Source organism: Micromonospora sp. C81 (assembly GCF_018070425.1).
Classification (GTDB): domain Bacteria; phylum Actinomycetota; class Actinomycetes; order Mycobacteriales; family Micromonosporaceae; genus Micromonospora; species Micromonospora zamorensis.
Map to the genome: position 1 here is coordinate 1 of NZ_JAGPXS010000024.1, position 23,509 is coordinate 23,509.

Here is a 23,509-nt window from a genome sequence, read left to right on the forward strand (position 1 = left end):
GGGGTGGGGTGGGCTGGGGTTTGGTTAGCTGGCTTCGACGATCATGGCGGCGCCCACCGTGCGGTTGGTGGTCTCGTCGATGATGACGAAGCCCCCGGTGGTGCGGTTACGCCGGTATTCGTCGGCCAGCAGCGGCACCGTCGTCCGCAGCCGCACCCGGCCGATCTCGTTGAGCCGCAGCTCGTCGGCCGACTCGTCACGGTGCAGCGAGTTGATGTCCAACCGGTAGTGCAGCCCGCGCACGATGGCCCGCGCCGACCGGGTGGTGTGCTTGATCGCGTACCGGGCGCCGACCCGCAGCGGTGCCGTCTCGTCCATCCAGCAGACCATCGCCTCGATGTCCTGGGCCACCGCAGGCGCGTTGTTCGGGCGGCAGATCAGGTCACCTCGCGAGATGTCGATCTCGTCGGCCAGTCGTACCGTCACCGACATCGGCGGGAAGGCCTCCGCGACCGGCCCGTCGGCGGTCTCCACCGCGGCGATCCGGCTGGTGAAGCCGGACGGCAGCACCATCACCTCGTCACCCGGCTTGAGCACGCCGGAGGCGACCTGACCGGCGTAACCGCGGTAGTCGGTGACAGTTGTCGACTGCGGGCGGATCACGTACTGCACGGGGAACCGGACGTCGACCAGGTTGCGGTCGCTCGCGATGTGCACCCGCTCCAGGTGGTGCAGCAGCGACGGGCCTTCGTACCAGGGCATGTTCTCCGAGCGGGCGACGATGTTGTCGCCGCGCAACGCGGAGATCGGCACCACTGTCAGGTCCGGCGCGTCGAGCTTCGCGGCGAACGCGGTGAACTCGTCGGCGATCCGCTCGTAGACCTCCTGCGACCAGTCCACCAGGTCCATCTTGTTGACACAGAGGACCAGGTGCGGCACCCGCAGGAGCGAGCACAGGAACGCGTGCCGGCGGGACTGCTCGACCAGGCCCTTGCGCGCGTCCACCAGGATCAACGCCAGGTCGGCGGTGGACGCCCCGGTGACCATGTTGCGGGTGTACTGGATGTGCCCCGGGGTGTCGGCGATGATGAACTTGCGGCGCGGGGTGGCGAAGTACCGGTATGCCACGTCGATCGTGATGCCCTGCTCCCGCTCGGCGCGCAGACCGTCGGTGAGCAGGGCCAGGTTGGTGTATTCGTCGCCACGGGCCGCGCTGACCGCCTCGACCGCCGCCAGCTGGTCGGTGAAGAGCGACTTGGTGTCGTAGAGGAGCCGGCCGATCAGGGTCGACTTCCCGTCGTCCACGCTGCCGGCGGTGGCGAACCGCAGCAGGTCCATGGCCCGGGCCTCCGGCCCGGCCCCGGTAACAGCACGGGCCTCAGCATTCGCGGACGCCACGATCTCGGTGCTCATCAGAAGTAGCCCTCCCGCTTGCGGTCCTCCATGGCGGCCTCGCTGACCCGGTCGTCACCACGGGTCGCGCCGCGCTCGGTGATCCGGGTGGCCGCCACCTCCTCGATGACCTTCTCCACGGTGTCCGCGTCGGATCGGACCGCGGCGGTGCAGGAGGCGTCGCCCACGGTGCGATAGCGCACCTGCGCCTTGAACCGCTCCTCGCCCGCCCGGGGCCGGAAGAACTCGTTGACCGCGTAGAACATGCCGTCCCGCTCGATCACCTCACGCTCGTGCGCGTAGTAGATCGAGGGCAGTGGGATGCGTTCCCGGGCGATGTAGTGCCAGACGTCCAGCTCGGTCCAGTTGGACAGCGGGAAGATCCGGATCGACTCGCCGGGGTGGTGGCGGCCGTTGTACAGCGACCACAACTCCGGTCGCTGGTTCTTCGGGTCCCACTGGCCGAACTCGTCGCGGAAGCTGAAGACCCGCTCCTTCGCCCGGGCCTTCTCCTCGTCGCGGCGGGCGCCACCGAACAGGGCGTCGAAGCGGTGCTTCTCCACCGCGTCGAGCAGCACCGGTGTCTGGATCCGGTTGCGCATGCCGTCGCCGGACTCGCGGACCATGCCGCTCGCCAGGGCCTCCGGCACGCTCGCAATTACGAGCTGCAACCCCAGCTCGGCGACCCGCTGGTCGCGGTATTCGAGGACCTCGGGGAAGTTGTGCCCGGTGTCGACGTGCATGACGGGGAAGGGGATGTTGGCCGGGGCGAACGCCTTCTGCGCCAAGCGCAGCATGACGATCGAGTCCTTGCCGCCGGAGAAGAGCAGCACCGGGCGTTCCATCTCGGCCACGACCTCGCGCATCACGAAGATGCTCTCCGCCTCCAGGGCGTCCAGGTGGGAGACCCGGTACGCCGCGGGGGTGGTCATGACGCCGGCTCGATTCGCTCGCTCATCCGATTTCCAGACCTTTCCGGTCGGGCATGTCAAGAAAGTGCGCTCAGGCTACCCGGAATGTCTCTGCAGCGCTGCAAGCAACCGGGCGGCGAGATCCTTGCGGCAAACCAGGAGGTCCGGCAGGCGCGGATCCGCCTCGTTGTATCTCAGCGCAGATCCGTCGATCCGGGAAGCGTGCAGTCCGGTGGCCGTCGCCACAGCCACCGGGGCAGCCGAGTCCCACTCGTACTGCCCACCGGCGTGGATGTACGCGTCCACCTCGCCGGTGACGACGGCGGCGATCTTCGCTCCGGCCGAGCCCATCGGCACCAGGTGCGCCCCGACGTCCTCGGCCAGGTCGGTGAGGAAGACCGGCGGCCGGCTCCGGCTCGCCGCGAGGCGGATCTTCCGCTCGCCGGCCGTCGCCGCCTCCACCGTCATCGGCGGATACGCCGGCGGGTAGTCAGTGCCCAGCACCCGGTGCTGCGCCGGCAGCCCCACGGCACCGGCGACCAGCCCGTGCGGGCTCGGCGCGCGACGCGCCCAGAGCGCCACGTGCACCGCCCAGTCCGAGCGGCCCTCCTCGGAGAACTCCCGGGTGCCGTCCAACGGGTCGATGATCCACACCCGGTCCGCGGTCAACCGCGACACCGCTCCGGTGTTCACCTCCGCCGCCCAGGCCAACCGCGAGCCCTCGTCCTCCTCGGAGAGCACCGCGTCACCCGGCCGCCACTTCGCCAGCTCCGTGCGGATCAGGTCGTGCGACACCTTGTCCCCGGCCGACTTCAGCGCGCCGGCGTCGGCGAAACCCATCTCCGTCCGCAGGTCGAGCAACGCCTGCCCGGCCCGGGACGCCAACCATCGGGCGAACGCGCCATCGATCATCGGAGGACTCGTCATCTGTCCGCTCCCGTCGCCTCGCCGCGACCCGTGCCCGCACGGACCGATTCGCCGCGACCCGCGTCGCCGGTCGCGGCACGCCGAAAGGCGCAGACTACCGGCCCGCCGTTTCCGATCCGGTACGCCCCGCCCGGCCAGAGACTGGCGGGAAGTCTCTAACTGCCGTGGTAGAGGTTCTGCGTCGGCTCCACGCCCTTGACGATCACCGACTCCACCACATCGGCGGCCCGGTCCACCAGGAAATCCACTTCCTTGCGCTCGGCCGCGCCAAAATCCGACAGTACGTAATCCGCCGGATCCTGCCGCCCCGGCGGTCGACCGACGCCGAACCGCACCCGGACGTAGTCCTTCGTGCCCAACGACTTCGACATCGAACGCAGGCCGTTGTGCCCGCCCTCACCGCCGCCGAACTTGATCCGCACCTGACCGAACTCGATGTCCAGCTCGTCGTGCACCGCGATCACCTGCGTCGTCGGCACCTTGTAGAACTGGGCCAGAGCCGCCACCGGCCCACCCGACAGGTTCATGTACGTCAGTGGCTTGACCAGCACCAGCTTCGGTCCACCAAACCCCAGCCGCGCCTCGGCCACCTCGGCCACCGCCCGCTTGTGCCGCCCGAACCGCGCGCCGACCCGCCCGGCCAGCAGGTCAGCCACCATGAACCCGACGTTGTGCCGGTTCCCGGCGTACTCCCGACCGGGGTTGCCCAGGCCGACCACCAACCACGGCCACGCCTCGTCCGTCACGACCCTGTCCCTCCCGACGTCCATCCCACCGACTCCCGATACGCCGACAGGCGCCCCCGAAGATCCGGGGACGCCTGTCGCACAGTACGAACCGATCAGGCCTCGGTGCGCGCCTCGGTGGTCTCGGAGCCCTCGGCAGCGGTGTCCGCGCCCTCGGAGCCCTCGGTGGTCTCGCCGACCTCGGCCTCGGCCTCGTCGGTGGCAACCTCGACCTCGGGCAGCGTCGCCTCGAGCTGCTCGGCGGTGGGGGCGGCGGTGATCGACGCGACGGTCAGGTCCGAGTCGACGGCCAGCTCGACGCCGGCCGGCAGCTTGACGTCACCGGCGGTCACCAGGGTGCCCGCCTCCAGGCCGTCGATCGAGGCCTCGAGGTGATCCGGAACCTTGGTGGCGTCGGCGGTCACCGAGAGGGTGTCGTGGTCGTGCACGATCAGGGTGTCCCGTGCGGCCTCGCCGGTCAGCTGAACCGGAACGTCGACGGTGACCTGCTCGCCCCGACGAACCAGGATCAGGTCGACGTGCTCGAAGGTGTCGCGGATCGGGTCCCGCTGGATCGCCTTCGGCAGCGCGAGCACCTGGGTGCCGTCGGTGATGTCGATCGCGAAGAGCTGGTTGGCACCGCCCTTGCGGATCGCGGCGGCGAACTCCCGGGACGGCAGCGAGATGTGCTGTGGCTTCTCGCCGTGGCCGTACAGCACGGCGGGCACCTTGCCGGCCCGGCGGGTACGGCGGGCACCACCCTTGCCGAACTCGGTGCGGGGCTCGGCGCTGATCTTTACCTCGGACACGGGGAAACTCCTGATGCTTTTCGCTGCGGCGGCTTGTCGTCTTGCGGTGCTGGGGCGAGGGGCTCGCTGGGGCTCATGCGTCATGAACGACTGCCCGGAGCACCGCGTCGATGACGGTGCCTCCGTGCGGCGCTTTTCAGCGGCCCGCCGGGCACCCTCGCCGTGGCAACCGCACCAGTCTACCCGAGCTGTTTCCAGGGTTTCCGGCAGTCCCCGTTCACGGCTCCAGACCGGCGCGCCGGTGGTGCTCCCACCAGCGCGCCGGCCCCGTTTCCACCAGTTTGACAGCCCCGCCCCCACCGGCGCGGCGAGTGGCGGAAACGGGGCTCACCGACGCGCGACGCTCAGCTCAGGCCGCCGAAGAGGGTCGTCACCGAGCCGTCGTCGAAGACCTCCCGGATCGCCCGCGCCAGCAGGGGCGCGATCGACAGCACGGTCAGCTTGTCCAACTGCTTCTCCGGAGGAAGCGGCAGGGTGTTGGTCACCACGATCTCGCTGATCGAGCTGTTCTTCAGCCGCTCCGTGGCCGGGTCGGACAGCAGCGCGTGGGTGGACGCGACCACGATCTCCGCCGCCCCCGACTCCTTCAGGATGTCGGCGGCCTTGGCGATCGTGCCACCGGTGTCGATCATATCGTCGACGATGAGGCAGACCCGGCCCTCGACCTCGCCGACCACCCGGTTCGCAACGACCTGGTTCGGCTTCATCGGGTCACGGGTCTTGTGGATGAACGCCAGCGGGCAGCCGCCCAACCGGTCGGTCCAGCGCTCGGCCACCCGCACCCGGCCCGAGTCCGGGGCCACCACGGTCATCGGCCGGCCGGCGTACTTGTGCTCCACGTACTCGGCCAGGATGTCCATGGCGAAGAGGTGGTCCACCGGGCCGTCGAAGAAGCCCTGGATCTGCGCGGTGTGCAGGTCGACGGTCAGGATGCGGTTCGCGCCCGCGGTCTTCAGCAGGTCCGCCACCAGCCGGGCCGAGATCGGCTCCCGACCCCGGTGCTTCTTGTCCTGCCGCGCGTACGGGTAGAACGGCAGCACCACGGTGATCCGCTTGGCCGACCCCCGCTTCAGCGCGTCCACCATGATCAGGGTTTCCATGACCCAGGTGTTCACCCCGTGCGTGACGGACTGCACCACGAAGGCGTCCGAACCACGCACCGAGTCCTTGAACCGTACGAAGATCTCGCCGTTGGCGAACTCGTACGCGTCGGCCGGGGTCGGCGCGACGCCGAGCACCTCGCCGATCTCCTTGGCCAACTCCGGAAAGCCACGTCCGGAAAAGAGCATCAGGCTTTTGCGGTTTTCGGCGACGATGCTGCCCATGGGCCCGTCTGCTCCCGTTTTGTCGGCGGTACCCGACCCGGTGGTGGTGGGTCGGGGACTATTCGGTTGCAGTATCTCCCGTGCCGGATGCGCCGCCCACCGTCTCGGTCACCCCGTGGATTGCCTCACTGTCGCTTGCGGTGCCGGGTGTCACGACGCACCCTTCGCGTCACCGTTCGGCTGCGCACCCTTCGCGTCCTGGGCCCGCTGTGCCGCCTCGGCGGCAGCCGTGCCGGCGCGACGCTTCACGACCCAGCCCTCGATGTTGCGCTGACGTGCGCGCGCCACACCCATCGCGCCCGCCGGGACGTCGTCGACGATCACCGAGCCGGCGGCGGTGTACGCCCCGTCACCCACCTCGACCGGCGCCACGAACATGTTGTCCGCACCGGTGCGCGCGTGGCTGCCGATCACGGTGCGGTACTTGTTGACGCCGTCGTAGTTCACGAAGACCGACGCGGCGCCGATGTTGGTCTGCTCGCCGATCGTCGCGTCGCCCACGTAGGTCAGGTGCGGCACCTTCGAGCCGGCGCCGATCTGCGAGTTCTTCACCTCGACGAACGTGCCGACCTTCGCCTTCTCGGCCAGCCGGGCCGCCGGCCGCAGGTACGCGTACGGCCCGACGCTCGCGCCCGCGCCGATCTCGGCGCCGACGGCGTGGCTGCGGACCACCGACGCGTCAGGGCCCACGATCGTGTCGACCAGCGTGACGTCCGGCCCGATCAATGCGCCCTCGCCGACCACGGTGCCGCCGCGCAGTTGGGTGTTCTGGTCGACCACCGCGTCGCGGTCCAGAGCCACCGTCACGTCGATCCAGGTGGTCGCGGGGTCGAGCAGACTCACCCCGGTACGCATCCACGCCTCGTTGACCCGGTCGCGCAGCAGCCGGCGCAGCGTCGCCAGCTCCACCCGGTCGTTGCAGCCCAACGTCTCGACGTGGTCGTCGGCCATGTGCACCGCGACCGGCTCACCGACCGAGCGGAGCAGGCCAAAGACGTCGGTCAGGTATTCCTCGCCCTGGTCGTTGTCAGTGGAGAGTTTGCTCAGCGCCTCGCGCAGCCGTACCGCGTCGAACGCGTAGATCCCGGCGTTGATCTCCCGGATCGCACGCTGCGTCGCGTCGGCGTCGCGCTCCTCGACGATCTGCTCCAGGCGGCCGTCGGCGTCCCGGACGATCCGACCGAGCCCGGTCGGGTCGGGCACCTCGGCGGCCAGCACTGTGGCTGCTGCGGCGGCCTGCTCGTGCGCGGTCACCAGCGCGCCCACCGTCTCGGGTCGCAGCAGTGGCACGTCCCCGTTGATCACCACGACGGTGCCGGCGCCGTCCGGGACGGCGTCCAGGGCGATCCGCACGGCGTGCCCGGTGCCGAGTTGCTCGGCCTGGAGCACCGGCGTGGCGTCCGGGGCGACCTCGCCCAGGTGGGCCCGGACCTGGTCGGCGCCGTGCCCCACCACGACGACGGTGCGGTCTGCGGCCAGCGGCGCGGCGGCGCTCAGCACGTGACCGAGCAGCGTCCGACCGAGCAGCGGGTGCAGCACCTTGGGCAGTGTCGACTTCATCCGCTTGCCCTCACCGGCGGCGAGAACGACGACGGTACGAAGGTGGGGCTGGGGCACGACGTGGCTCCCGTCGGGACGGCGGACACTCTCGCGGTCATGCTAACCGCGAGGCCCGGCCTGTCTTCCTCTTACCCCCACCGGCCCTTGAACCGGACGTAGATGGGCAGCTCGGCCGCCAGGGTTCGAACCTGAAATACGGGTACCAAAGACCCGGGTGTTGCCAATTACACCACGGCCGATCAGCGACGCGAGCACGTCGCATCAGGGGGATGAACATCCCGCCGCTACACCTTAGCGTCCCTGCCGTCGGACGCCATCGCTCATCCCGCCGCAGAGCGGGAGCGACGCGGGAGCGCGGGACGAGAGCCGGCGACGCGGGCCCGCTGATCAACCCGGTTCCCCGGATGTCGGGGATTCGCGGGTGCCGGGACAGCGAACGCGAGTCGCGTCAAGTGGACGACGCCGCCCCACTTGCGCCGACGGCACCTGACCTGCGGCTTTCGACGGGCACGTGAGGAGCTTTCGAACTTCCTCGTGCGATCTACGGTGCCGTAAGTTACGGTGACGTAGGCGTAGCTTCGTGATCGTAACCATCCCCCTGCGAGGTCCCATGTCCACTGCTCTGCTCGATCCCAACACCGCCGGATCCGGCCCCAAGCCACTCACCGACGGCAGCCAGTCCACCGGCATCCTGGCCGCCCTCTGGGCTTTCGTGGTGATCCCCTTCGTCGCCCTGCTGGTCGCCGTGCCGGTGGCCTGGGGTGGCTGGCTGGGCTGGACCGACGTGGTCATCGGCCTGGTCTGGTATGTCGTCTCCGGGCTCGGCATCACCGTCGGCTTCCACCGCTACTTCACCCACGGCTCGTTCAAGGCCAAGCGGTGGCTGCGGGTGTCGCTGGCGGTCGCCGGTTCCCTGGCGGTGCAGGGCGAGATCATCCAGTGGGTCGCCGACCACCGCCGACACCACGCGTTCTCCGACATGGAGGGCGACCCGCACTCGCCGTGGCGCTTCGGCACCAGCTTCTGGGCGCTGACCCGAGGCCTGTTCCACGCACACGTGGGCTGGCTGTTCCGCCGGGAGCTGTCCAACCGTGCACGCTTCGCTCCGGACCTCATCGCCGACCGCGACATCAGCCGGGTCGACAAGCTCTTCCCTGCGCTGGTGGCCGTCTCGCTGCTCGGCCCCGCGCTGATCGGCGGCCTGGTGACCTGGTCGTGGCAGGGCGCGCTGACCGCGTTCTTCTGGGCCGGGCTGGTCCGGATCGGTCTGCTGCACCACGTCACGTGGGCGATCAACTCGGTCTGCCACGTCTACGGCGAGCGCCCGTTCGCGATGCGCCAGGGCGACCGCGCATCCAACTTCTGGCCGCTGGCGATCCTGTCGTTCGGCGAGAGCTGGCACAACCTGCACCACGCCGACCCGACCAGCGCCCGGCACGGTGTCCTGCGGGGCCAGGTGGACATCTCCGCCCGGGTGATCTGGCTGTTCGAGAAGGTCGGCGCCGCGACGCAGGTGCGCTGGCCAAAGCCGGAGCGCCTCGCCGCGAAGCTGGTGAAGCCGGTCGCACCCCACTAAAACCGGGCGGTGCTCCGACATGCCGCCTGGCAGGATGGCCGGGTGACCGAGCCACGCGGGGGGACCGGACGGCTCGGCAGACGGGGAGCCGGGCCCGATCCGGGTACGGTCGGACGGCGCGGCAGGGCGGTCGCACCGCCCGACAGTGAGGCGACGACGTGAACGGGCACAGCGGAGGCACCATTCCACGGCAGGGCGTCACCGAGCGCCAGCGAGGCGGCGACATGCCCGAGGTCAGTGACGGCGATGCCGGTGCCGGCGGCCGACGGGTGACGCCGCCGGCCCCGGCCGCGGCACCCAAGGCCAAACCCGCCTCCCGGGTCCGCATGTCGGCGGCCCAGCGGCGGGAGCAGTTGATCGCGACCGGCCGGCAGCTCTTCGCCGAGCGCGGGTTCGACGCCACCTCGATCGAGGAGGTGGCGGCCCGCGCCAAGGTCTCCAAGCCGGTGGTATACGAGCACTTTGGCGGCAAGGAAGGCCTGTACGCGGTGGTGGTGGACCGCGAGGTCCGCGCCCTGCTGGACCGGATCACCACGGCGTTGACCGCCGGGCACCCCCGAGAGCTCCTGGAGCAGGCGGCCTTGGCGCTGCTGGGCTACATCGAGGAGGACGCCAGCGGCTTCCGGGTGCTGGTCCGCGAGTCGCCGCTGATGGCCGGCACTGCCAACTTCAGCAGCGTGATGAACGACGTGGCCCACCAGGTCGAGCACATCCTGGGCGCCGAGTTCAAGAGCCGGGGGTACGACCCGAAGCTCGCCGAGCTGTACTCGCAGGCGCTGGTCGGCATGGTGGCACTGACCGGGCGCTGGTGGCTGGAGGTCCGCAAGCCGCGCAAGGAGACGGTGGCGGCGCACCTGGTCAACCTGGCCTGGAACGGGTTGTCGCACCTGGAGGCGAAGCCGACGCTGATCACCAGCCGGCGCCCCTCAGCCCGATGAACGGCCGGCGCCGCTGAGCCCGATGAACGGCCGGCGCCGCTGAGCCCGATCAGCGGCGGTGCGCGTCGGCCACCGGGTGTTTGCGGCGCTCCAGCTCCGCCTCCGCGTGCTCCGGTGGGCCGATCTTGTCGTACAGGCCGGTGCCGAGCAGGATCAGGCCGAACAGCATCGACACCACCACTGTCGACATCGAGAAGTTGAGGAAGTTCGCCTCGGTCTGGAGCACGGACATCATCAGGATGCTGGTCACCAGGAACACGACACCGGCGATGAGGTTCATGTAGTGGCCGAGGTTGCTGCGCCGCGACGCCCCGATGATCAGGACGACACCGAAGATCACCGAGGCGAGCGAGAAGGCCAGGTTGGTCCGGAGTCCGAGGGCCCAGGTGCTGGTCCGGGCGAAGAGCGGGTCACCGATCGTCTCGGCGACGCCCCAGACGCCGAAGACCAGGATGTAGACGCCGATCAGACCGGACAGGACCCGGTAGAGCGGCCGTGCCGGATGGTTCACCGGAAAGTGCGGCATGCTCCTGACCCCGTCCACCCGAGTTAGACCGTTTCAGGAGGATTGTCACCCAAGGCAGAGGTGACTGTCCGAAGAACCACAAAGCCGGAAAGGGTCCGCCAAAGGCTGGACCAGGTCAGGTTTTCGCCGGAGCCCGAGCTGCGCAGGGATCAAGCCTGACCGCCCGGAGCAGCTCGGGCTCCGGCGAAAACCACCACCGCAACCAGGGAAAGCTCAGAGAACGAGACGAGCCTTCTGGAACGCCTCCGCCTCATCCTCGGACCCGACCTTGCCGTACATGCCGACCATCAGCAGCACCAGGGACGCCGCCAGCACCACGACCACGGTGGTGATGCTGAAGTTGAAGATGTTGGCGTCGGTCCGGATGAACGCGAGACCAGCCAGGCCGATCACCATCAGGGCGTACGCCAGCCACTGGTTGATCGCCACGTCGATGTTGCGGCCGAGGGCCGTGCCGACCAGCACGATGATCCCGAGCAGCACGCTGAGCAGCGAGAAGCCGAGGTTGGTGCCCTGACCGAGGACCCGGGTGTCGTCCTGGGCGAGGATCTCGTCGCCCATGCTCGCGATGATGCCGAGCACACCGAAGACCACCAGGTACAGACCGGTCAGCCCGCCGATCGCCCGGTAGATCGGCCGCGCGGGGTGGTTGACGGGGGTGTGTGCCATGTCTGTGTCTCCAACGCCGTGGGGTAGGTGTCACCGACGATTGTCTCGCATGTGGCGGTGTGACGCCGCACACGGTCCTCGCCCGGCGTGCCCGGCCCGGTCAGCTCTCCGGCAGGTCCTCGGCGAGGGTCATCCAGCTCTCCTCGATCCGCTCACGCTCGGCGCGCAGATCCTTGAGCTGGGTGTCCAACTCGGCCACCCGGGCATAGTCGGTGGCGTCCGCCGCGAGCTGACCGAGCAGCGTCGTCTCGCGCTGGTCGAGTTTGCCGAGCTGCCGTTCCAGCCGGCTCAGCTCCTTGCGGGCCTGGCGGACCTCGGCAGCGGACATGCCACCCGCGCTCGGGCCGGTGGGCCCGGCGGTCGGGTTCACGCCGACCCGGGGGGCGGAGCCGGCCCGCTCGGCCGTCCGGGCAAGGTACTCGTCCACCCCGCCCGGCAGGTGCACCAGGCGACCGTCGCCGAACATCCCGTACGCCGTGTCGGTGACCCGCTCGATCAGGTAGCGGTCGTGGCTCGCCACGATGATCGTGCCGGGCCACGAGTCGAGCAGGTCCTCCAGCGAGGCGAGGGTGTCGGTGTCGAGGTCGTTGGTGGGCTCGTCGAAGAGCAGCACGTTGGGCTCGCCGGCGAGCAGCCGCAGCATCTGCAACCGGCGGCGTTCCCCACCGGAGAGGTCACTGACCGGGGTCCAGAGTCGGCGGTCGTCGAAGCCGAACACCTCGGCGAGCTGTGCGGCGGAGACCTCCCGGTCACCGAGCTGGACCCGGCGGGCGACCTCCTCGACGGCTTCCAGCACCCGCAGGTGCCCGGGCAGCTCGGTGAGCTCCTGGGAGAGGAACGCGGGCCGCACGGTGGAGCCGGTCCCGAGGCGGCCACCGTCGGGACGGGTGATGCCGGCGAGCATCCGCAACAGGGTGGTCTTGCCGGCGCCGTTGGCACCGAGGATGGCGATCCGGTCACCGGGGCCGACCAGCCAGGTGACGTCGCGCAGGATCTCCTTGGGGCCGGCGTGCAGCTCGACGTTCTCCAGGTCGTACACCTGCTTGCCGAGCCGTGAGGTGGCCATGCGCTGCAGGGACATGGTGTCCCGCGCCGGCGGCACGTCGGCGATCAACGCGTTCGCGGCGTCGATGCGGAACTGGGGCTTGGACGTCCGGGCCGGCGGGCCGCGGCGCAGCCAGGCGATCTCCTTGCGGAGCAGGTTCTGCCGGCGGGCCTCGGTGGCGGCGGCGACGCGCTCGCGCTCGGCGCGGGCGAGGGTCCAGGCGGCGAATCCACCCTCGTAGGCGCGAACGGTCTGGTCGGCGACCTCCCAGGTGGTGGTGCAGACCGCGTCCAGGAACCACCGGTCGTGGGTGACCACGACCAGGGCGCCCTTGCGGCCGACCAGGTGCCGGGCCAGCCAGTCGACACCGCCGACGTCGAGGTGGTTGGTGGGCTCGTCGAGGATCAGCAGGTCGGAGTCGCGGACGAGCAGCGCGGCGAGCGCCACCCGGCGGCGTTCGCCACCGGACATCGGGCCGACCGGCTGGTCGAGGCCGAGGTGCGGCATGCCGAGGCCGTCGAGGATGCCGCGAACGCCGGCGTCGCCGGCCCACTCGTGCTCGGCGCCCATGCCCTCGTTGAGCCAGGCGGTGCCGAGCACGACGTCCCGGACGGTGGCGTCGGGGGCGAGCGTGAGCTGCTGCGGCAGCCAGAGCGCGCGCAGGTCGCGGCGGTGGGTCACCCGGCCGTCGTCGGGGTCCTCCTGCTTGGTGAGCAGCCGCAGCAGGGTGGACTTGCCGGCGCCGTTGAGGCCGACCACGCCGATCCGGTCGGCGTCGTCCAGACCGAGCGAGACGTCCGTGAGCAGCCGCCCGGCGGCGCCGTACCCCTTGGACACCCGGTCCAGATTGACGATGTTCGCCACGTTCCACCCTTCATGATCAAGGCGTCCCGGTGCCGGCGGGCACCTGGACGCCTGCCTCAAGGGTACGCGGACGCCCCGGACACCCGCGCCGCGCGCCCGCAGGCCGGGTGGGACGACCCGTCAGCCGACGCGGGCGCCGACGACCGGGCCGTGCGCGACCCGCGCCTCCCGGCACACACCAGCGGCGTTCAGCTCGGCGGCGACCCGCTCCGCGTCGGCCGCGTCGGCGGTGAGGAACACACAGGTCGGGCCGGAGCCGGAGACGATCCCGGTGAGCGCGCCGGCCGCCTCGCCGGCCTTGAGGGTGTCGGCCAGCGCCGGGCGCATGGCCAGCGCGGCGTCCTGAAGATCGTTGCCGAGCGTCCGGGCGAGCACCCGGGGGTCGCGCTGACGCAGCGCGCCCAGCAACGCGTCGGTGGAGCCCAGTGGGGTGCCGGCGGCGCCGGAGTCGCGCAGCCGGTCCAACTCGCGGTACGCGGCCGGAGTGGAGAGGCCCCCGTCGGCGATCGCCACCACCCAGTGCCAGGAGGTCGGGCGGGCCAGCACGGGGCTGATCGCCTCGCCCCGGCCGGTGCCCAGCGCGGTGCCACCGTAGATCAGGAACGGCACGTCGGAGCCGAGGTCGGCGGCGATCCCGGCCAGCTCGTCGCGGGACAGCCCGGTGCCCCAGAGCGCGTCGCAGGCCACCAGAGCGGCGGCGGCGTCGGCGCTGCCGCCGGCCAGCCCACCGGCGAGCGGAATCTGCTTGCGCAGGTGCAGCCGGGCGTGTGGCAGCACGCCCGCGTACCCGGCGAGGGCGTGCGCCGCCCGAATCACCAGGTTGGTGTCGTCCAGGGCCAGCTCGCCGGTGCCCTCACCCTCCATGGTCAGGGCGAGGGTGTCACCCCGACGGGCCGTCAGCTCGTCGTAGATCGAGATGGCGTGGTAGATCGTGTTCAGCTCGTGGTAGCCGTCGCGGCGCAACGGGCCCACCCCGAGGTGCAGATTGACCTTCGCGGGCACCCGGACCTTCACCGGCCCGACGGACCCGCGTCGCTCGTCCTCGCCGTCCGGTCGCCAGGCCTCGGTCACGGGGTGAGGTCCCGTACGCGCAGGCGGATGTCGAAGGGGTTGGCCACAATCTGCTCCTCGGCGTCCTCGGCGGGCACGGGCGTCAGCCTACTTCGCGGCCGGCGTACCGACCGGAGCCGACGCGGCGATGGCAGCGAACTGCTCGACGGTCAGTGACTCCCCCCGGGCGCCGGGGTCGACGCCGGCCGCGGTGAGCGCGGCGGCGGCCCGGTCCGCGCTACCGGCCCAACCGGCGAGCGCGGCGCGCAGCGTCTTGCGCCGCTGCGCGAACGCCGCGTCGACCACGGCGAAGACCCGTTCCCGGGGTACGTCGGTTCGGGGCGGTTCGTGGCAGGTGAAGGCGACCAGACCGGAGTCGACGTTGGGCACCGGCCAGAACACGTTCGGAGGCACCTTGCCGGCGCCCCGGGCGTGGGCGTACCAGGCGAGCTTGACCGACGGAATGCCGTACACCTTGGAGCCGGGACCGGCGACCAGCCGGTCGGCGACCTCCTTCTGCACCATGACCAGGCCGTGCCGCAGGGTGGGCAGCACGGCGAGCAGGTGCAGCACCACGGGCACTGCCACGTTGTAGGGCAGGTTCGCGACCAGCGCGGTCGGCGGTGGATCGGCCAGCTCGGCGGCGTGGATGCGCAGGGCGTCCGCGCGGTGCACGGTGAGCCGGTCGGCGTCCGCCCCGGCGTGCCGCGCGGCGGTCTCCGGCAGCGCCCCGGCGAGCACCGGGTCGATCTCCACGGCGTGCACGTGCCCGGCGACCGGCAGCAGCCCCAGGGTCAGCGAGCCGAGGCCGGGGCCCACCTCCAGGGCCACGTCGTCGGGGGTCAGCCCGGCGGCGGTGACGATCCGGCGCACGGTGTTCGGGTCGTGCACGAAGTTCTGGCCCAGCTTCTTGGTGGGCGCGACGCCCAGCCGGGCGGCGAGTTCCCGGATCTCCGCCGGGCCGAGGAGACCGGTCATGCCTGGCAGCGTAGCGGCGACGTCGGGGCCGACCGCCGGCCCGGGCTCACCACGGCCCGAAGGCACGGTCGCCGGTGGCGGAGATGGCCGCGCACAGCTCGTCCAGGTCACTGCCGGTGGTCGCGGCGAGCGCGCGGACGGTCAGCGGGATCAGGTACGAGGCGTTCGGCCGGCCGCGGTGCGGCGTTGGGGTGAGGTACGGGGCGTCGGTCTCCACCAGGATCTGGTCGACCGGGGTGAGTGCTGCGGCTTCGCGCAGCGCGGTGGCGCTGCCGAAGGTCACGGTGCCGGCGAAGCTGAGCAGGTAGCCCCGGCGGACGCACTCGCGGGCGAAGTCGGCGTCACCGGAGAAGCAGTGCAGCACCACCCGGTCGGGAGCGCCCTCGTCGTCGAGGATCCGCAGCACGTCCGCGTGCGCGTCCCGGTCGTGGATGACCAGCGCCTTGCCGTACCGCTTGGCGATGGCGATGTGCGCCCGGAAGCTGTGCTCCTGCGCGGCACGCCCGTCGTCGCCGGTCCGGAAGAAGTCCATCCCGGTCTCGCCGATCCCCCGGACCCGGTCGCGGGCGGCCAGCGACTCGATCTGCCGCAGCGCCTCGTCGAGGTCGGTGAGGCGGGGCGCCTCGTTGGGGTGCAGCGCGACGGTGGCCAGCACCGCGGGGTACCGGTCGGCGGCGTCCGCGCCCCACCGTGAGGAGGCGACGTCCACGCCCACCTGGACCAGCCGGTCCACGCCGACCTTGGTGGCCAGCGCGATCGCCGTGCCCACCGGGTCGTCGGATGGCCCGCCGCCGGGCACGCCGGCCTCGCTGACGGTGATGTCCAGGTGGGTGTGGCTGTCCAGCACCGGCCGGGGCAGCGGCTCGGGGGCAGGCGGAAACTCTCCGGCCCGCCGGGCGGCACGCTCTCGGCGGGATTCAGTGGGCTCGCTCATCAGCGACAGCATCACACACCGGGCCTGGCCATCTGCCCGCCACCCGACGTTCACCTCGACTACGCCGCGCGACTCTACCGTCGCCGGGTGAGCGAGCGCAGCGAGCGAACCATGAGGCACAGCAGCGAGGCGTCTCACGCCGCTGCCGAGCGCAGCGAGGCGGCGACGTGAGCGAGCGCAGCGAGCGAACCCTGAGGGACAGCAGCGAGGCCGTGGCGTGAGCGTCACACCTCACGCGAGCGGCGCGGCCGGCGAACGTACCGGGCTGCGCGTGGCGTTCGGCGGCGGCGTGTACCCGGCCGAGGAGATCGCCCGGGGCGCCGCGTACGAGCTGTTCAGCGCCGAGGAGGTGGCCGGCTTCGAGCGGGCGCCCCGACCGGGCAGCGCCCTGCCGTGGCGCCGGTTCGTGCACGTCACCGAGGCGAGCGCGGTGCACGGGGCGACCGAGCCGGCCGAGGAGCCGGAGACGCCGCTGATGATGCCGGCGCACCGGGAACGCGGTTGGACGCACGTACACCAGCTCAGCCAGCAGCCGTCCGCGGCGGGCGACCCCGTCCTGACCGCGGTGCGTGCCTCGGCGGTGGTGCGGAGGGGCACCCGGATGGTGAAGGTGCTCTCCGCCCGGCAGCTCGCCGGGTACGTGCGGGGCTGGCTGCCGCACGGCTTCTGCTTCCGCGAGCACGACGTGGCGCACCTGCGTACGCCGACCGCGACCACGGTGCTGCGCACCGACGGTGACGTCGGGCGGGAAGGCTCGGACGTCGCGTACGCGCTGCGTTGGCGGGCCGCGGACCCGGGCGACTACGACGTGCCGGTGGGCGAGACGCACCGCGGTCTGACCGCGCTGGCTGCCCGGGACCGGCTGGGCCCACCGGTGCTGGGCACCGGCTTCGTGCCGAGCAACGGTCAACTCATCCCCGAGTTCATCACCCGGGACTTCGCCGACCTGCCGATGCCGGCGAACGCCACCCTGCTCGCCTACCCCGCCGAGGGGGTGGAGGTCGTGCTCTACACGTACCAGGCGGAGCAGCGCGGTTGGCTGCGGATGGTGGGTCCGCAGTGGCGGCACCTGCTCGCCGCGGTGCCGGGCCTCTCCCCCGACCAGGAGTACGTGCCGACCGGCGACGCGCTGCGCTCCACCCAGTTGGTGGGCCTCTACGGCGACACCGAGTACGAGGCGGTGGCCGACCTGCCCGGCGGGTTCCGGGTATTGGCGATGACCCGGGCGGCCCGCTACCCGGTGGACGCGGTGGCCCGACGGCTCCGGTTCGCCCAGTGGCGGGGCGTGCCGTGCCTGGTGCTGCGCGAGGAGGCCGGCTGGCTGCGGCTGCGGCTGCGCTTCCCGGACCCGGACACCGTGGTCGCCACCGGCGCGCAGTGTCACGACCGCGGCATCTACGAGACCTGGGCACCGGGCGCCGAGGTGAGCGACGACCAGGTGATGGACACCCGGTACGTGATGTGACGTCCCCCGGCGGCCGGATGCCCTGCCGCCGGGGGCGTCGTGCGCTCAGTCGGCCAGTCGGGCCAGCTCCTCGTCGACGATCGACGGGTCAAGCTTGCGGAACACCGGCTTCGGCGCTGCCAGCGGCCGGCCCGCCTCGATCGACACCGACTCCCAGCGCGCGCCGACGGTGTAGTCCCCGGTGAGCACTGGGTACGACGGCCCGCCGTCCAGGTCGTCGACCTGCTCGATGACGGGCATCGGGGCGTGCACACCGGTGCCGCCGAGCAGCTCGTGCACCTGCTGAGCCGAGTGCGGCAGGAACGGGGTGAGCAGCGTGTTCGCGTCGCTGATCACCTGGAGGGCGACGTGCAGGATGGTGCCCATCCGGGGCTTGTCCGCCTCGCCCTTGAGCTTCCACGGGGCCTGCTCGGAGAGGTATCTGTTGGCCTCGGCGACCACCCTCATGGCCTCACCGATGGCCTGCTTCTGCCGGTGCCGGCCGATCAGGTCGCCCACTGTGGCGAAGCCGGCCCGAGAGGTCGCGAGCAGCGCCTCGTCGGCCTCGCTCAGCCCGGCCGGGTCGACCGGCGGGATCTCGCCGAAGTTCTTCGCCGCCATCGAGACGCACCGGTTGACCAGGTTGCCCCAGCCGGCGACCAGCTCGTCGTTGTTGCGGCGCAGGAACTCGGCCCAGGTGAAGTCGGTGTCGTTGCTCTCCGGGCCGGCGGCGGCGATGAAGTATCGCAGCGCGTCGGCGTCGTAGCGCTCCAGGAAGTCACGAACGTAGATGACCACCTTGCGCGACGAGGAGAACTTGCGCCCCTCCATGGTCAGGTATTCGCTCGACACCACCTCGGTGGGCAGGTTGAGCCGACCCAGCTCGCCCGGCGCACCGTCGCGGGAGCCCTCGCCGGAGTATCCGGAGAGCAGCGCCGGCCAGATGACCGAGTGGAAGACGATGTTGTCCTTGCCCATGAAGTAGTAGGACTGGGAGTCCTTACCGGCACCGTCGGCGGACCAGTACTGCCGCCACGCCTCCGGGTCGCCGGAGCGGCGGGCCCACTCGATCGAGGCGGACAGGTAGCCGATCACCGCGTCGAACCAGACGTAGATCCGCTTGTCCGGCCGGTCCCGCCAGCCGTCCAGCGGGATCGGAACGCCCCACTCCAGGTCACGGGTGATCGCCCGGGGCTGGAGGTCGTCGAGCAGGTTGCGGGAGAACCGCAGCACGTTGGGCCGCCACCCCTCCCGGGTGTCCAGCCACTGCCGCAGCACCTCGGCCAGCGCGGGCAGGTCCAGGAAGAAGTGTTCGGTCTCGACGAACTTCGGGGTCTCCCCGTTGATCCGTGACTTCGGGTCGATCAGGTCGATCGGGTCGAGCTGGTTGCCGCAGTTGTCGCACTGGTCGCCCCGGGCGCTGTCGTACCCGCAGATCGGGCAGGTGCCCTCGATGTAACGGTCGGGCAGGGTGCGGCCGGTGGACGGGGAGATCGCGCCCATGGTGGTCTTCGGCACGATGTAGCCGTTGCGGTACATCCCCTCGAACAACTCCTGCACCACCGCGTAGTGGTTGCGGGTGGTGGTGCGGGTGAACAGGTCGTAGGAGAGACCCAGGCCGTGCAGGTCCTCGACGATCACCCTGTTGTACCGGTCGGCCAGCTCGCGCGGGGTCACCCCGTCGGCGTCGGCCTGCACCTGGATCGGGGTGCCGTGCTCGTCGGTGCCGGAGACCATGAGCACGTCGTGGCCGGCCATCCGCATGTACCGGGCGAAGACGTCGGAGGGAACGCCGAAACCGGAGACGTGGCCGATGTGGCGGGGGCCGTTGGCGTACGGCCAGGCCACTGCCGCGAGAACGTGACTCATGAGCAGCAAGCCTAGTGACCCGCCAGGGGCGACCGCGAACCAATGGGGGGTGCCGGGCCGGCGGACCGGCCGGACCACCTCCACCATTGGTCCGATTTGTCGCCGACACGCGGTCGAGCTGCCCGTTCCGCCTCCCGGACCGGTGTGCAATGAACGTCGTGACTGGCAGACGAGCGGCACGGGACCACGAGGACCCTCGCACCGGCCCGACGGTCGGCGACGACCCTGGCCCCGACCCCGCCTCGACTCGGAGTGCCGGGGTAGCACCCCAGCCCCGGTTGGTGCCCGGAGCCGACGCGGGTTCCGCGTCGCGCCCCAGTCCCAGCCCGCGACCGAGCCCCGCCCCGCGGCCCGGGGCCGACCGGCCCGAGGAGCAGCAGGCCAGGCCGTCGGGGCAGGCGGTCACATCGGGGCGGGAGGAGGCTGCGGAGCGCACCGCCACCCCGGCCCGGCCCACGCCGGGCGCACCGGTACCCACGCCGGCCCGGCCGACCCCGGCGGCACCCGCACCGAGCCCGGCCCGACCCGGCTCACCAGGCCCCCCGGTCGGCTCGGCACCCGCCGCCACGGAGGCCGTCGAGATGGAACCCACCACCGGCGCGCCGGTGGACGCGGTGCCGCGTCGAGTGCCCGTCCGCCAGCAGAGCCGCCTGCAACGGGAGGGCCGGTCCGACGGTGACACGCCGGACGACGTCGCTGCCTTCTGGGCACCGATCGAGGAGGTGCACTGGGACGGGACCCCGGTGCGGGAGGACCCGGCGCCGTCGGGGGACCGCGGCTTCCGCCCGGTGGGCCGCCGGGCACCCAGCCGTACGGCCCCACCGCCCGATCCGCTGCCCGGGCTGGCCGCGCTGGTGACGCTGAGCCTGGTGGCGGCCTTCTTCGCCTGGGTCAGCGCCGGCCCGTTCTGGCTCGCCGTCGGGCACGCCCGGGTGGGCACCGTGGTGCTCGACGGCTGCACCGGTGACGGGCTCACCCAACGGTGTCGGGGGACGTTCACGGCCGACGACGGGCGGTTCATCGCGCACGGCGTACGGGTCAGCGGCGTACCCGCCGGGGAGAACGCGAGCGGCACACCGGTGCCGGCACGGATGACGGGCCCGGACGCCGGCACCGCGTACGCGGACACCGGCGTGGGCCGGCACCTGCTCTGGCTGCCCGGTCTGCTGGTGGTGCTGGCCTGCACGGCCGGCATCGTCCGGTGGACCGGGTCGGCCCGGCTGCCCGGCCGTCGGCACCGTCGCTGGGCCGTGACGGCGGCCATCGCCGGCCCCGTGCTGATCACCGTCGGCTTCCTGGCCTTCGCCTGGTGAGCGCGTCGCCCGGTGAACCCCGGCACGGCCGGGCGCCCGGGTCAGCTGTGCACGATGGTGTAGACGTCGCGTCGGCGCAGCGCGTACTCGGTGGCGACGTCGGTGATGGCGTCCCGGCGGGACCGGCCGGCGGCCTCCCGCTCGGCGACGGCCGCGCGCAGGGTGTCGTCGTCAGGGCGTTCCGGTGCGATCACCGGCGCACCGGCCACCACCAGAGTGATCTCGCCGCGCGGGTCTCCCTCGGCGGCCCACCGGGCCAGCTCGCCGAGGGGACGGCGGAGCACCTCCTCGTAGGTCTTGGTGAGCTCCCGGCAGAGTGCGGCTGGCCGGTCCGCGCCGAACGTGTCGGCGAGGTCGGTGAGAGCCGCACCGATCCGGTGCGGGGCCTCGAAGAAGACCAGCGTGCGTTCCTCGGCGGCGAGCGCGCGCAGGCGGGTTCGCCGGGCGCCGGGGGTGCGGGGCAGGAAGCCCTCGAAGCAGAACCGGTCACAGGGCAACCCGGAGACCGCCAGCGCGGTGGTGACCGCGCTGGGCCCGGGGGCGACGGTGACCGGCGCCCCGACGTCCAGTGCGGCCCGGACCAGCCGGTAGCCGGGGTCGGAGACGCTCGGCATCCCCCCGTCGGTGACCAGTGCCACCACGTACCCGCTCAGGATGACCTCGACCAGCTCGGGGGTGCGCCGCTCTTCGTTGCCCTCGAAGTAGGAGACGATCCGGCCGCCGACCGTGATGTCGAGGTCGCGGGCCAGCCGGGTCAGCCGGCGAGTGTCCTCGGCTGCGACCACGTCGGCGGTGCTCAGCACCTCCCGGAGCCGGGCCGAGGCGTCGGCGGGGTTGCCGAGCGGGGCACCGAGCAGGATCAGGCGCCCAGCTTCGGACTTTTCACCCACGAATTCGTCTCCTTCATCGACAGCGAATACCGGTATCAGGGACGACGGGCGCCACAGGACACCTTGGCAGCCTACGATCGCCGGGTGACGAGTGCGTCGACAGCGCAGAGCCCGAGCGCCGAGCCTGCCAAGATGGTCGAGGTGACGGGCGAGCCCAGCCCCAACCAGGAGCCGGCGGCACCGAGTGCCGGTGGCGGTGGCGTGTCCGCCGCGCTCCGGCGAAGGTTCGCCACCGTCGACAGCCAGGTGGACCGGTTCTCCTGGCTGGCCACGGCGGTGGTGGTGGCCATCGCGGCGATCCTGCGCTTCGTCGGGCTGTCCAGCATCAAGACCAAGATCTTCGACGAGACCTACTACGCCAAGGACGGCTACGGGCTGATCTCCCGCGGCGTCGAGTGGAACTACAAGGACAACGTCCCGTCGTACGTCGTGCACCCGCCGCTGGGCAAGTGGCTCATCGGCCTCGGCGAGTGGGCCTTCGGCTACCAGGACGCGGATTCGAAGGTCTCCGTACCCGGGCACCTGATGACCACCACGCCGGAGTTCGGCTGGCGGTTCTCGGCGGCCGTGATCGGCACCCTGTCGGTGTTGCTGCTGGTCCGCATCGGTCGGCGGATGTTCCGCTCGACGGTGCTCGGCTGCGCGGCCGGCCTGCTGCTCGCCCTGGACGGTTTCCACCTGGTGCTGTCCCGCACTGCGCTGCTCGACATCTTCCTGCTCTTCTTCGTGTTGGCCGCGTTCGGCGCGTTGGTGCTCGATCGGGACGCCCGCCGCAGGCGCTGGGCGCGGGCCCTGGACGACGGGCTCGACCCGAGCCAACCGGGCCGTGCCGGCCGGCCGCCGACCGGTTGGCGCACCTGGCCGTGGTGGCGGCTGGCAGCCGGGGTGTTGATCGGCTGCGCCTGCGCGGTCAAGTGGAGCGCTCTGTACTTCGTACCGGTCTTCGCGCTGCTGGTGATCCTCTGGGAGGTCGGCGGCCGCCGCTCGGCGGGGGTCCGCCGGCCCTGGCGGGACACAGTGCTCGACGAGCTGCCCTGGTTGGTCCTCGCCGGTGTGCTCATGCTGGCCACCTATGTCGCCACCTGGTCGGGCTGGCTGCTCACCGACGACGGCTACTACCGGCTCGCGTCGGCCTACCCGAGCGCCCCGCTCAGCGACCGCCCGGTGATCGGGCCGCTGATCAACCTCTTCGAATACCACCGGGCGGCGTACGGCTTCCACGCCCAGCTCGACGACGCGCACAAATACCAGTCGTGGCCGTGGCAGTGGCTGCTGCTCGGCCGGCCGGTGGCGTTCCACTGGTCCGGTGACGGCGCCTGCGGCGCACCGACCTGCGCCTCCGAGATCCTGCTGCTCGGCACCCCACTGCTCTGGTGGTCGTTCCTGCCCGCCCTGGCGGCGCTGGCCTGGCTGGGTCTGGCCCGCCGCGACTGGCGGGCCGGCGCGATCCTGCTGACCGTGGCGGCCGGGCTGCTGCCCTGGTTCTGGTTCGCCCTCGACGGCCGCACGATGTTCTCGTTCTACGCCGCGCCGGCGCTGCCGTTCCTGGTGCTTGCCGTGGTGTACGTGCTCGGCGCGCTGATCGCGCCCGCCGGGGGTGACGTGGGTGAGGTGGCGCCGCTGGTGCCCGGCGACCCGAGCTACGAACGTCGACTGGTGGGCAGCATCGCGGCCGGGGCGTATGTGCTGCTGGTGGGGCTCTGCTTCGCGTACTTCTATCCGATCTTCGTCGGCAAGGTGATTCCGTACTCAGACTGGCTGTCCCGGATGTGGCTCGACGGTCGGTGGATATAAGCACCGACAGGCGACGCGCCGCACAGCGCG

The 23,509-nt window shown here is 71.5% G+C and carries 19 protein-coding genes, 1 tRNA gene and 1 pseudogene; 5 read left to right on the top strand and 16 right to left on the bottom strand.

Translation table 11 applies throughout. The features are described from left to right. Positions 1-24: 24 nt before the first annotated feature. The 8 genes and pseudogenes from KBX46_RS28445 to KBX46_RS28480 form a co-directional block, all read right to left on the bottom strand. Positions 25-1,353, bottom strand: coding sequence for a sulfate adenylyltransferase subunit 1 (locus KBX46_RS28445; protein ID WP_374223692.1), 1,329 nt, complete (start codon positions 1,351-1,353; stop codon positions 25-27). After that, on the bottom strand, positions 1,353-2,264 hold the full coding sequence (gene cysD, locus KBX46_RS28450) for a sulfate adenylyltransferase subunit CysD (protein WP_088951429.1): 912 nt from the start codon (positions 2,262-2,264) through the stop codon (positions 1,353-1,355). The genes KBX46_RS28445 and cysD overlap by 1 nt, the downstream gene beginning before the upstream one ends. 75 nt (positions 2,265-2,339) lie before the next feature. Next, positions 2,340-3,170 (bottom strand): inositol monophosphatase family protein, encoded by an 831-nt coding sequence (locus KBX46_RS28455; RefSeq protein WP_210795008.1) that lies wholly within the window; start codon positions 3,168-3,170, stop codon positions 2,340-2,342. Between the two features lie 155 nt (positions 3,171-3,325). Continuing rightward, positions 3,326-3,916 (bottom strand): aminoacyl-tRNA hydrolase, encoded by a 591-nt coding sequence (gene pth, locus KBX46_RS28460; protein WP_088951427.1) that lies wholly within the window; start codon positions 3,914-3,916, stop codon positions 3,326-3,328. Between the two features lie 95 nt (positions 3,917-4,011). Continuing rightward, positions 4,012-4,704, bottom strand: coding sequence for a 50S ribosomal protein L25/general stress protein Ctc (locus KBX46_RS28465; protein ID WP_210795010.1), 693 nt, complete (start codon positions 4,702-4,704; stop codon positions 4,012-4,014). A gap of 344 nt (positions 4,705-5,048) precedes the next feature. Further along, positions 5,049-6,029, bottom strand: a complete 981-nt coding sequence (locus KBX46_RS28470) for a ribose-phosphate diphosphokinase (RefSeq protein WP_030329105.1) — start codon at positions 6,027-6,029, stop codon at positions 5,049-5,051. A gap of 58 nt (positions 6,030-6,087) precedes the next feature. Then, positions 6,088-7,589 (bottom strand): annotated as a pseudogene (gene glmU, locus KBX46_RS28475) (bifunctional UDP-N-acetylglucosamine diphosphorylase/glucosamine-1-phosphate N-acetyltransferase GlmU). A gap of 167 nt (positions 7,590-7,756) precedes the next feature. After that, positions 7,757-7,828 (bottom strand) — tRNA-Gln (locus KBX46_RS28480). Between the two features lie 371 nt (positions 7,829-8,199). Between KBX46_RS28480 and KBX46_RS28485 the strand changes: the two genes are divergently transcribed. Together KBX46_RS28485 and KBX46_RS28490 are read left to right on the top strand one after the other, a co-directional pair. Next, the gene (locus KBX46_RS28485; RefSeq protein WP_088951424.1) at positions 8,200-9,165 is read left to right on the top strand and encodes an acyl-CoA desaturase; all 966 of its coding nucleotides are present in this window, start codon (positions 8,200-8,202) and stop codon (positions 9,163-9,165) included. A 224-nt stretch (positions 9,166-9,389) separates the two neighbouring features. Further along, positions 9,390-10,103: a TetR/AcrR family transcriptional regulator gene (locus KBX46_RS28490; protein WP_088952186.1), complete on the top strand. Its 714-nt coding sequence runs from the start codon at positions 9,390-9,392 to the stop codon at positions 10,101-10,103. Between the two features lie 49 nt (positions 10,104-10,152). Here the strand turns inward: KBX46_RS28490 and KBX46_RS28495 are convergent, their stop codons facing one another. The 6 genes from KBX46_RS28495 to KBX46_RS28520 all read right to left on the bottom strand — a co-directional run bounded on the left by KBX46_RS28495 (position 10,153) and on the right by KBX46_RS28520 (position 16,181). Further along, complete coding sequence (locus KBX46_RS28495) at positions 10,153-10,629, bottom strand: DUF4383 domain-containing protein (RefSeq protein WP_088951423.1); 477 nt, start codon at positions 10,627-10,629, stop codon at positions 10,153-10,155. A gap of 213 nt (positions 10,630-10,842) precedes the next feature. Continuing rightward, the gene (locus tag KBX46_RS28500; protein WP_088951422.1) at positions 10,843-11,298 is read right to left on the bottom strand and encodes a DUF4383 domain-containing protein; all 456 of its coding nucleotides are present in this window, start codon (positions 11,296-11,298) and stop codon (positions 10,843-10,845) included. A gap of 100 nt (positions 11,299-11,398) precedes the next feature. Then, on the bottom strand, positions 11,399-13,207 hold the full coding sequence (locus KBX46_RS28505) for an ABC-F family ATP-binding cassette domain-containing protein (protein ID WP_210795014.1): 1,809 nt from the start codon (positions 13,205-13,207) through the stop codon (positions 11,399-11,401). Between the two features lie 120 nt (positions 13,208-13,327). Continuing rightward, positions 13,328-14,278, bottom strand: coding sequence for a 4-(cytidine 5'-diphospho)-2-C-methyl-D-erythritol kinase (locus KBX46_RS28510; RefSeq protein WP_210795016.1), 951 nt, complete (start codon positions 14,276-14,278; stop codon positions 13,328-13,330). A gap of 87 nt (positions 14,279-14,365) precedes the next feature. Beyond that, entirely contained in the window at positions 14,366-15,235 is an 870-nt protein-coding gene (gene rsmA / locus KBX46_RS28515; RefSeq protein ID WP_099850378.1) for a 16S rRNA (adenine(1518)-N(6)/adenine(1519)-N(6))-dimethyltransferase RsmA, read from the bottom strand. 46 nt (positions 15,236-15,281) lie between these two features. Continuing rightward, complete coding sequence (locus KBX46_RS28520; RefSeq protein ID WP_088951418.1) at positions 15,282-16,181, bottom strand: TatD family hydrolase; 900 nt, start codon at positions 16,179-16,181, stop codon at positions 15,282-15,284. Positions 16,182-16,386: 205 nt separating this feature from the next. On the opposite strand from KBX46_RS28520, the gene KBX46_RS28525 reads away from it, so the two are divergent. Continuing rightward, the gene (locus KBX46_RS28525) at positions 16,387-17,634 is read left to right on the top strand and encodes a hypothetical protein (RefSeq protein WP_210795018.1); all 1,248 of its coding nucleotides are present in this window, start codon (positions 16,387-16,389) and stop codon (positions 17,632-17,634) included. Between the two features lie 45 nt (positions 17,635-17,679). Here the strand turns inward: KBX46_RS28525 and metG are convergent, their stop codons facing one another. Continuing rightward, on the bottom strand, positions 17,680-19,482 hold the full coding sequence (gene metG, locus KBX46_RS28530; protein ID WP_210795020.1) for a methionine--tRNA ligase: 1,803 nt from the start codon (positions 19,480-19,482) through the stop codon (positions 17,680-17,682). A 581-nt stretch (positions 19,483-20,063) separates the two neighbouring features. Between metG and KBX46_RS28535 the strand changes: the two genes are divergently transcribed. Continuing rightward, a complete protein-coding gene (locus KBX46_RS28535; RefSeq protein WP_210795022.1) occupies positions 20,064-20,795 on the top strand; it encodes a hypothetical protein in 732 nt (243 codons plus the stop codon). Between the two features lie 41 nt (positions 20,796-20,836). Here KBX46_RS28535 and rsmI read toward each other — a convergent pair whose 3' ends face one another. Further along, complete coding sequence (gene rsmI / locus KBX46_RS28540; RefSeq protein WP_088951415.1) at positions 20,837-21,685, bottom strand: 16S rRNA (cytidine(1402)-2'-O)-methyltransferase; 849 nt, start codon at positions 21,683-21,685, stop codon at positions 20,837-20,839. 132 nt (positions 21,686-21,817) lie between these two features. Here rsmI and KBX46_RS28545 point away from each other — a divergent pair, with 132 nt between their 5' ends. Beyond that, positions 21,818-23,479 carry a dolichyl-phosphate-mannose--protein mannosyltransferase gene (locus KBX46_RS28545; RefSeq protein ID WP_247668341.1) on the top strand — a complete coding sequence of 554 codons (1,662 nt, stop codon included), beginning with the start codon at positions 21,818-21,820 and terminating at the stop codon, positions 23,477-23,479. The last annotated feature ends 30 nt before the right edge of the window (positions 23,480-23,509 follow it).